8 protein-coding genes are annotated in these 10,202 nt (G+C 50.3%); 2 read left to right on the top strand and 6 right to left on the bottom strand.

Translation table 11 applies throughout. From position 1 onward, the window contains the following. The first annotated feature begins 275 nt into the window (after nucleotides 1-275). Together PBA01S_RS18405 and PBA01S_RS18400 are read left to right on the top strand one after the other, a co-directional pair. Complete coding sequence (locus tag PBA01S_RS18405; protein WP_028538484.1) at nucleotides 276-1,280, top strand: LCP family protein; 1,005 nt, start codon at nucleotides 276-278, stop codon at nucleotides 1,278-1,280. Then, the gene (locus PBA01S_RS18400; RefSeq protein ID WP_127576498.1) at nucleotides 1,277-2,635 is read left to right on the top strand and encodes a right-handed parallel beta-helix repeat-containing protein; all 1,359 of its coding nucleotides are present in this window, start codon (nucleotides 1,277-1,279) and stop codon (nucleotides 2,633-2,635) included. The genes PBA01S_RS18405 and PBA01S_RS18400 overlap by 4 nt, the downstream gene beginning before the upstream one ends. Here PBA01S_RS18400 and PBA01S_RS18395 read toward each other — a convergent pair. Genes PBA01S_RS18395 through PBA01S_RS18370 form a run of 6 tightly spaced genes read right to left on the bottom strand, consistent with a single transcriptional unit; the run spans nucleotide 2,632 to nucleotide 10,202 of the window. Further along, complete coding sequence (locus PBA01S_RS18395) at nucleotides 2,632-4,053, bottom strand: sugar transferase (protein ID WP_164744199.1); 1,422 nt, start codon at nucleotides 4,051-4,053, stop codon at nucleotides 2,632-2,634. The genes PBA01S_RS18400 and PBA01S_RS18395 overlap by 4 nt on opposite strands. Beyond that, nucleotides 4,046-5,179, bottom strand: a complete 1,134-nt coding sequence (locus PBA01S_RS18390; RefSeq protein WP_127576497.1) for a glycosyltransferase — start codon at nucleotides 5,177-5,179, stop codon at nucleotides 4,046-4,048. Before PBA01S_RS18390 ends, PBA01S_RS18395 begins: the two co-directional genes overlap by 8 nt. Further along, nucleotides 5,145-6,422, bottom strand: coding sequence for an O-antigen ligase family protein (locus PBA01S_RS18385; RefSeq protein ID WP_028538488.1), 1,278 nt, complete (start codon nucleotides 6,420-6,422; stop codon nucleotides 5,145-5,147). The genes PBA01S_RS18390 and PBA01S_RS18385 overlap by 35 nt, the downstream gene beginning before the upstream one ends. Then, the gene (locus PBA01S_RS18380; RefSeq protein ID WP_127576496.1) at nucleotides 6,419-7,507 is read right to left on the bottom strand and encodes a glycosyltransferase; all 1,089 of its coding nucleotides are present in this window, start codon (nucleotides 7,505-7,507) and stop codon (nucleotides 6,419-6,421) included. The genes PBA01S_RS18385 and PBA01S_RS18380 overlap by 4 nt, the downstream gene beginning before the upstream one ends. Next, nucleotides 7,504-8,886, bottom strand: coding sequence for a polysaccharide deacetylase family protein (locus PBA01S_RS18375; protein WP_051416875.1), 1,383 nt, complete (start codon nucleotides 8,884-8,886; stop codon nucleotides 7,504-7,506). The genes PBA01S_RS18380 and PBA01S_RS18375 overlap by 4 nt, the downstream gene beginning before the upstream one ends. Beyond that, nucleotides 8,886-10,202, bottom strand: a complete 1,317-nt coding sequence (locus PBA01S_RS18370; RefSeq protein ID WP_164744198.1) for a lipopolysaccharide biosynthesis protein — start codon at nucleotides 10,200-10,202, stop codon at nucleotides 8,886-8,888. The genes PBA01S_RS18375 and PBA01S_RS18370 overlap by 1 nt, the downstream gene beginning before the upstream one ends.

Genomic DNA, 10,202 nt, shown 5'->3' with positions numbered 1-10,202 from the left:
ACTGGGTAACAAAATTACGTGAGTGAACCATTATCCTTCGGTAACATTTTTATATGAGTTGACACGGAATTGACCCTTATCAAGTACGTTAAGCGCAACCTCCCTTATGGAACACATAAAGTCTGCGATGCCCAGGACTTTCAGATCTGATGATTCCGCGAAATGACGAATCCTGATAAGGTTTGCCAGCTTATGCGACTTAAGTTACAATTCAGAAAGAAGGGGAATTTATACCCCACGGATTGTCTGCTTTGGAGGGGAGTATTAGTTTAAGTATGAAATGGAAAAAACGAATGGGGTATGCAGGCATATTGATCCTGCTTCTAGTCGGAGCGGGGCTGTTTACCTATTGGAAGCTGAGTCCGGCGACTCACTTCAACAATACAGAAATTCCTGTTTTGGCTGCACCTCAACCAGAAGAATCCTCTTCACCTACCACCTCGTCATCCCAATCATCTGAGTCGAATTCATCCGATACGAATGACAAGAGTAAAGATCAAGTAAGTTTCAATGTGCTTATTTTGGGGACGGACGCTCGGGATCAGGAAGCATCCCGGACAGATGTGATTATTCTAGCCCATGTGAACCCTGGAAAGAAGATCGTCAACTTAATCTCCATTCCTCGCGATTCCAGAGTCAACCTTCCGGGAATCGGTTACACCAAGATCAACCACGCGCACGTCCTGGCCGAACTAAAGGGAGATGGCCACGACGGAACCATGGCTGCCATGCAAGCCGTAAGCAATCTCTGTTCCTGTAGCATTAACTATTACTTGAAAACGAATTTTGAAGGCTTCGAGCATTTCATCGATACGTTGGGTGGTCTGGACATCCACCTGGATGAGCCCGTCAAATTCACCTACGCGCACAAGACCATTCCTGCAGGAGACAATCATCTCTACGGCGCCGATGTTCTGGATTTGGTTCGGGAACGCAAATCGCTCCCAGGGGGGGATTCGGGACGGCAAGCTCATCAAGCCATGGTCCTCAAGGAAATTGCATTAACCATGGCCAAACCGCAAAATTTAAAGAAACTTCCCTCTCTGATCAATCAAGTAAAACAAGACATTCTGGATACGAACCTCACCGACAGCGATATGATCAGCCTGGCCTGGTTGGCGAAAGACATCGACGGCGATCAATTCACTTACACCCAACTTCCCGGCAGAAGCGACAAGCTGTACGACCCTGTAGTCAAGAGCGAATTATATTATTGGATTCCCGATCTTGAAGAATGGGAAGCATTAGCGAAGTCTTTGTTAGGAGAGAATGAACCATGAAGAGGCGAAATAGGAGAACCTTAACGGGGGTATGCGCTTCAATCTTGCTCATCATCTGTTTGCTTCCCCATGCTGCGGCGGCCGATGAGCAAAACCCTCAACCTTATTTAATTAGTGTGAAGGACACCGGAGCCGTTGGAAATGGAAAGACAAATGATACCGCCGCTTTCCATAAGGCCCTCGAACTTGCGGCCGACCAGCCGAACGGGGCAGTGGTCACCATCCCGCCGGGTACATATTTGGTGGATTTGGACGATCCGCTACTCGTCACCAGCAACATCAAGGTGGTTGGCGTGGGCAACCCCGTTTTGAAGTTTACCCGATTCCCGAGTGGAGATGAGTTCGGCTATGAAGCCTTCTGGTTATCTGGGAACCAGATTACCCTGGAAGGAATTACGATCGATGCGAATAACCTCTTAATTCGTGGAGTTGGAGTTCACACCGGATCCAAAGACATTCAGATCAAAAATTGTACCATCATGCAAATCACTCAGCCTTCGAACCCGGATCATCCGAATTATAATGCGTTGCTGTCGGGCATCCTTATTTACGGGAACACAAACCGAGTGACCATCGAGAACTCTAACATTTCACATATTTCCGCCATTCATCCGAACCCGATTGCCCGCGGGATTCTCGTCTGGGCTGAGCCTGGTCAACCCTATGCTCGAAACGTGAACATTACGGGGAACACCTTTTCGTATATTACTCCGCGTGAAGATGCGGACGCCATTTATTTCGACAAAGCGAAGGACGGCACACCCCAAACCAATTCGCTCATCCAGAACAACCAAATTCATCATGTCGGAAAACGCGGGATTAAAATCGCAGCGCCAGGCGTGACGATCAAGAACAACCATATTACGAACTCATACAACGGGGATAATCACTATCGCTTCTATCCAATCGTGGATCCGATCCCGCAGGACATGTTCTCCGGCATTTCGGTTTATGCCAGCCATGTCACCGTCACGGGCAACGTAATTGATGGCATCGGAAGTTATTACGCGGCCATCGAAGCCGATCTGGACGTACTTACAGATATTATCATCGAAAAAAATACCATTTCAAACGGAGCAACCGCAGATTACTCCGATTCAAATGGCATTCGACTGGGGAATATCATTAATTTTAAGGTAGCTGACAATCGCATTATCAATATGAAATCGGGGATTTTCTCGCCGATCGACAGCAAGCAAAGCGGGATCATCTCGAATAATACGATTTCGAATGTTCGATACGGAATCCTGTTTCTCGATCCGAAGCAGGCTTACCAAGTATCCAAAGTGAAGGTGGAGAACAACAAGATCGCCGCGAACCAGAACCGGATCCTGTCGCTTCCTAACCTGGATTAAGGTGTCTCCCTCCCGGGAGCCACCTCCATCTGCACTTGCCGCAGGTAATCCTCAATGCTGTCAAAATCTTTGGCCTCTGCCTGCAATCCCTTAGACTGCTCCCGCTGCAGCACGACCAGTACGGTCTGGAACAGGATTTTCAAATCCAGCAGCGGTGAGTAGTTTTTAATATACATGATGTCATAGCGCAATTTGTCCGACGGCAGCGTCGTATAATTGGCCATCACCTGAGCCATTCCGGTGAGTCCCGGCTTCACCATAAGGCGATACGAATAGTGAGGCAGTTCCTTCTCAAATTGCTCGACAAAATAAGGGCGCTCTGGCCGCGGCCCCACCAGACTCATATCCCCGCGAATCACGTTAAACAGTTGAGGCAGCTCATCGATCCGGGTCGCCCGGATGAAATGCCCCAGCTTGGTGATTCTAGCATCCCCGGAGCTTGCCAGTACAGGCCCGGTATGCTTCTCCGCATTATCCACCATACTTCGGAATTTCATGACCCTAAAGGTTGTTCCATGAATCCCCACACGTTCTTGGTAGAACAGCGCTTTTCCCTTCGAAGTAGCCGGGATGAGCACAAACATCAGCAGCATCACCGGAGAGGCGAGCAACAGCAAAATGGACGAGACCACAAGGTCAATGCCGCGCTTGACCATCCGTTCCCAGATCGTCAAGGCAGGAGGCATCATGGAATACAACAGCAAATCATCGATCTGCTGGAGCTCCGCCTTCATTAAATACAGCTCGTAAAAATCCGGAATCAGCAATACTTCAATATCACGATGTCCCGCCTGACGTATTAATTCCGTTCGGACAGGCGCCGAGATGTCCGGTCCCAGTATCAGGGTGTCTACTTCCTCCCAACATACCTCTCCGAGTGTTGAGGTCTCCTGATCCACAACTAGCAAGTGTCGGAGCTCAAACCAGACCTTGCCTTCATTTTTCAACTTTTTAATGATGGCGATAGATGAGTTATGATTGCTAATAACCAGAAGCGCTCTTTTCTTCCCGATTCCCTTGGTTTGGATAAAGAACAACGTCAATCGCAGCGCGAACGTCAAGGCCAATTGAATGAAGCAGGCAATGACGACCACACTTCTCGGAAGGCTGAAGGATTCCAGCCAATAATGCAGCAGAATCAGTTCAACCACAAAGACCAGGTCCGCCAGAAGCAAATTGTACAGCCATTTGGTCGGCTTCTGACGTCCCGCGAAATTGTACAAATTAAAGAAGTAATAAGTGAGTGCTGTAAACAGCCCGAGCCATGGGGCATAAGCGTAGAATGAGTTCCATTGTTCCTGCGGAACATTGCCCTGAAAATTAATCGTATAGGCCAGCAAATAGCTGATGTAAATAAACAGACAATCCAAGAGCAAAACAACGACTCTCGAGCCGCTCAAACGAATGATTTTAATCATGCTTTTTCCTCCGCATCTGCGGTAATCCTTGTAGTGCATAGAGGCTCAGCCATTGGTCGATCACCACATCCATCGTGTAGTGCTGCTGCACGTATTCCCTTCCTTGCTCGCCCATCCTTTGCCGGTCTTCCGGCGACTTCTCCATCAGGGCCAGCATCTGTTCCCCCAATGCCTTGCTGTCTTCTGCAGGAACCAACAAGCCCGTTACCCCGTCCTGCACTACCTCCCGATTGCCGCCGACATCCGTTGCCACGATCGGCAATCCACTGGCCGCGGCTTCCAACAGGACAATCGGCATCCCTTCCCAGCGGGAGGACATGACATAGGCATCCGCCGCCTGCATGAGCTCGGGAATATCTTTGCGAAGCCCCAGGAAACGGATGTGCTCCTGCAACCCCAACGTCTTGCACAGTTCCTCGATCTCTTCACGCTCCGGCCCTATTCCAGCAATCAGCAGGAGACTGTCCGGATGCAGGTCCGCAACTCTTCGGAAGGCGGTGACTAGATTCCGGTAGTCCTTGGCAGGCACGAATCGCCCCGCCGCCAGCCACGTAAACTGTTGCTCTGCCAAGCCTAACGTATCGCGAGTCTTATTCCGCGTATCCTGCTTATGATAACGGCTAACATCAATCCCGTTCGGAATAAATCGAATCTTGTGCCGCGGCACGATTTTCTCTTGAATATAATGATTCACCGCGTCCTGACTCACATTCGTGGTTACTTCGCACAAAGGGTCGGTCAACCGGTATAGGAGTTCTCGGATTTTCCCTTCCTCATTCCGGGTATGGGCCGTACAAATCAACAAAGGCATTCGAACGAACAGCCGAGCCACTCTGGCCAAAATATTGGCATGGACCAAATGACTGTGCACTACATCCGGCTTAAAGCGACTAATGATCCTTCTTAGGCGGAGGATCCCTCTAGGATCTGGAATCCCCCTGCTCATGTTCAACGTATGCACTTCCACGCCAAGCTCAGTTAATTCGTCGACATGCGCCTTTGGCGCAGTCATACTGACCACGGCAATCTCGCAGCCTTTGGGCTTCAATCCCTTACAGAGCTGAACGAGCTGGTTCTCCGCTCCGGCATAACTAAGCCCTGTAATGAGGAACAAGATTCTTGGCATCCTCTTCTCCCCCTTTCTGCTCTTTCTCGGGTACCAACATAAGGGCCACAAATGCCATCAGGAGATACTCGAAGTTATAGCCAAAATCACCGCTCATCAGCGCGCTGCCCAGCGTCTGAAGCAACAACACCATCACCACTGGGAATTGGCGACCAGCCCAAAGCGAATACAGGTAAGCCAAGGTCCAAAGGGTCATCCCCACAACGCCCAGTTCACTTACGATTTCCAGCAAGACGTTATGCGGGAAGTCATGGGCGAGAGGCGGCGTCACGCTGCCAATCCCTGCGCCTATAAACGGGTGCTCGTTCCACGTCGCGATGGCCTTCTCCTGCAAGACGAGCCGACCGATCATATTGTCGTCCCCCATCAGCGCTTGACGATCAAAAAGAACGGAGAAACGACTGCCTTCCACCCATTGCTTCAACTCAGCGGAATAGGGTAAGCCGGCAAAGATCCCTAGAACAATCACCGCTAAGAAGGCGAGGACAATCCCTTTCAGATTGCGGAGTTTACCTTGCTTATATTTGTTGAACAAGACGACAGCACCAATGATCAGGTTGGCCACTGCAAAAGCTGCAATCGGACCCCTTGATTCTGTAGCTATGGCAGAGGCACCAGCAATGGCGATCACCGGAATTCGAATCCATAGCGGAATGTTCCGCCCCCATAAGCAGACCGTTACCGTAAACAACGACATCCGCGCGTTATAAATGGGGTTGCCGCCAGGCAGCACCAGCCTTCCCGGATATTCCTGGGAGTACTCCCCCAGCGTAAGATGGGCCGCCGCAAAGGCGAAGCCAAATAATGCAAGAACAGTCCATGAGAACTTGTTGTATTTTTTGTACAGGATGTAAGTATAAATTCCAGGAACCACCGCATGAATGAACAAAATCAGCAGCTTGTTGAGTCCTGCCGTTTCGTACGGCGCCCAGATCAAGCTCCCCAAGGCGTACAAGAAGACAAGCCCCCACAACCATATCCCTTGATCTCTGAGGAAGTCCCAGGATTTGCTGCCCTTGCTAAACAACGCAATACAGACGGGGATGAACGGAACGGCCAGCAGCAGCACCAGCGCATTCCCTGGCATCACCTGCTTATAGAGATAACCGAACAAATCGAAATAAACGCAAAATCCTACGACATAAGCGGCATCCACCCGCAGGTTCTCCCGAGTAATGCACAAGCAGATGAAGAGACCGATGCACACAACCAACACCAGAATCAGAATCAAGGTAATGTTCAAGGCTGGCTGACCTTCTTCCGGATGCGATCCATATATTCTAATCTCACAATCTCTTTCACCCGGTTATCCAAATGCTGGATCTGTTCTCGGAGGACCCGCTTCCCGCGCCAACTCTGCACAAAAGCATCGATTTCCGCTAGATGGTGCTCCAAATTTCCGGACACATTGGGTAACTGCAGCAGAAACGGGACAGATTCTGGAAAGTCGGTGTCTTGATACCCGATAATTACCGGAAGGCCATAAGCTAAATACTCCCGCACCTTAAGGGGCGAGGCCTCGTTCATACCTTTCCGGTAGAGTGCCATCGTTCCGATGGCGACATCCGCTTGGTACATGAGAGGTTCATAGTCTCTGCGATCCAGTCTGCCGTGAAAAAGCATATTTTCAGGCGCAGGCTCCTTGAAATCCTCCGGCGCAAAGCCGACGATATCAAATGTCCAAGACGGACGCATGCGGGCGAGAGCGGCAATATGGTCAACCCCTTGCCAAGATTGACCAGAAGAACCAATGAAGATCACCCGGATCTCATCCCGCTGCACAACAGGTGCGGGCGAGACCCGATCCAGGGCGTATCCATTGCCAATGATGACTTTATCCTTCACGTATTTTTTATAGTGCCGTTCCTCCGCCATTTCGCCGCTGACAAACACAAACCCTTGAGCCGCACGCAGCACCCGCGAGCGAGTGGCCAAGTGATACCCGTATCTTGCCTTGCTCCCCAGCTGTTTCATCTCGGCAAGATCGTTCGTGTTCATTTCCAAAATGGAGGGAAACTGTTTTAACAGCTTTGGCAACCCCGGATAATACAGGTCATACCGGTGATAAATCACATCGGGGTTCCAGTCCCGAATCCGGCCCAATAATTGTCGGAACGCGGACAGGCGGCCCGTACCCTTGTCATAAACCTGTGCAGCCAGCGTAACGTTGTGCAAAACTTCTTCCCATGCACGAATCTGCCGATGGGTAAATAAAAAGAAAGCCACCTCATGCCCCGAACGGGCCCACTCGGCCATCTGTCCGATCACTTTCTTGGCAACGCCGCTTTCCGGCCCTTCATTCCAATGAATCAGGTAGGCAATTTTCATGTCAGTTCCTCCAAGCACCTTGCGAAGAGCTCACGGTCCGATCGATGTAATAAGAAGCTATTATGCCAGAGCAGTGTAAATTCCCCGTTATATTTCATACACTCCCGATAATAACGACGGATCTCTTCAAAGGCAGACTCTCCTTTCCAGCCGCCGTCATGCAAGATCACCTTCTCCATAATGACAAGCGGGCGTTCCCGGAGTTGCAGCATCCGGCGCTCGGCAAGCTGGAAAACCGGATATTCATAGCAAACGCCACATCGGAATCCGGGATAATTCGAATAGCCCAGCGTACTATCGTAATTCAGTCCAGCATCTTCCCAATGCTGCCAAGTATCCGGCGCACGCCATCGCAGAAAGTGCTGACGGCCTCCCCATATCGGCTGCTTGATCCCGAGTTCATCCACCTTCCGTTTCAGCAGACCCCATTGATGCTTAATCCGGGATGGGGACAAATACGTTTGATAACTGGGATGCAACCCGATTTCATGACCCCGTTGATGAATCTCCAGCATCAATTGCTCAATCTCGGGATCATCCAAAGAATACTGACCGTCATATTCCGGATCGGTATGCTCAGGGATAAAGTAGAAGCTGCTCCGTAATCCCGCACGTTCGCTGACTTCCATCAGCCAAGGGAACGTGTAGTACGGATCCCGCTTGACTCGAAGCGAGCGCCCCCCCAGCATCAGCACCTTCCGATAGGCTGCTTCCATATCCCTTCGTTTGACAACCTCCACAGCGCTGCCCTTCAATATACCCCATATGTTCCGGCGAAGCGCGAAGAAGGGATGGTCCACATCATGGCTAATCCGCTTGACAGAAGCACGCCGCTTCCGTTCCAGCCCCGGCCATAAAGATTTACACAGGAACCATAACAGCTCGGTATAAACATTAACGATGGGCACATCCAGAAATCCCGCTTGATAAGCGATGGAGCACTGGGCCGGGAACCGGTCATGCTCATCCCGATCAGGCAGGACGACCTCCTCATAGCGGGTCAGCATAAAGAAACAGCTGCCGAAGATATCCAATCCGCATTCCACGCTATGCTCGGACCTTTGTAACATGCCGCTTTCCGAAGCTCTGCCATCTCCATAGATAACTGGAATCCGTCCCAAGTCGGCCTCGGTAGCATCCAGGTGTAACAACGGAAGCCTCGGCAGCGAATCGATCGTCAACCACTTCTCATCCGGGGTTGATAAGAACACATCTGGAAGCCGTAACGAGCAGTCGTTGACTGAAGGCATCGAGAGCTCGACATCCATGCGTTCCTCAAGAATGACCGTATAGGAAATGCCTAGAAATTCATTCAAGAGCACATGGAAAATATATTCCCGTTCCGGCTCTCGATTTGCCGGACAGCGTACAATTAACATCATGATCCCCTCAGTTCTACTTCTTCCGGCTCGGGAAGGTTACGATATTTTCGCAGGGCGAACCAAGACATTCCGAGATGAAGCAGATAGCCCAATGTAGCCGCTAAGCTAAACCACAGGATGGCGGTGACAGCACTCTGCCCCGAAAAATAGGCAAGCAGCACTGCGCCCAATACGATAATGATTCGTCCAATTTCTCGGTACAGGTGTAGATCCTGACGTTCCATCACATCAATGGTGGAACCCACCGAATTGGCGACAAACTGACTTAAATACATGACTCCCAGAATCTGCACAATTTGCCCCGAGTTAGCCCATGCCTCCCCGAACAGGAAGGCAAAGGTCGCTGGTGCAATGAACACCATGACAAGTACAATCAGCAGACCAATGATAAAGATGTTACGGACCGTCCGCTTAAACAAGGGATATAGCTTATGGGGGGTATACAGCATATAATTGGACGACTCTGATAAATAAACATTCATCACCGACGAGGTAATCAACGTCATGGGGGACCCCAATATCCGTTGCCCGAGAGCAAACCAGCCCGCCACCTCCGGTCCATAAAAGGCAGCAAAAAGAATCGTCGGCAAGTAGATCCCAAAGCTATTAAGCATGTTGGACGGCAAGGACAACAGCGGAAACCGCTTGTATCGGGAGGCGACTTCCTTCATCTCCGCCCAATTGCTGTGCATCGACTCTTGCTTCACATCTTTCCGCCAAAGCTTCCATTGTGGGATCACGCCGCCCAACCGGCCTATGACGTCCCCTAGAATAAGTCCAAGCGGACCTTTGAAGATGCCGCTGAACAGCAGTTGGGAAGATACGAGAGAGAGGCTTTGTGAAAGCTTCGTCTTCGAGATCTCCCGAAAATATTTCTTGCGGATGGACCATCCGTTCAAAATTTGATAGAAGCCGCTAAAAAACAGGCTGGCTATAAAAAAGATGAAATAACGCTGGACATCCGGTTCATTGGTCCAAACCGACAGCGGATGGGCCAAGAAATAGACTCCCACCCCGCCGATGAGGCTGACTAACGCACAGATGCGAAGGGATAAGCTCAGCAGGCTGCTTGCCGTCTTGTCCTTGCTCGGCAGGGTAATGGCATTTTCGTAAGAGAAGGATGTCATCATCAGCATGATCGAGATGATGGAAGTATACATGGAGTACACGCCATATTCGGAAGGATTATATAAGCGGGTAATGATTGGCAATGTCACCAATATGATGATTTGGCTCAGGATGGTTCCGCTGGCCAGAACGACCACATTCCGAAAAAAGCTGTCGAGCTTAAAGTTCTTAATCTTGTTTATCAT

This window comes from Paenibacillus barengoltzii NBRC 101215, assembly GCF_004000745.1.
Lineage (GTDB): Bacteria > Bacillota > Bacilli > Paenibacillales > Paenibacillaceae > Fontibacillus > Fontibacillus barengoltzii.
Note: the sequence above shows the minus strand (reverse complement) of the source record. Positions and strands in the feature narration are given on the sequence as shown.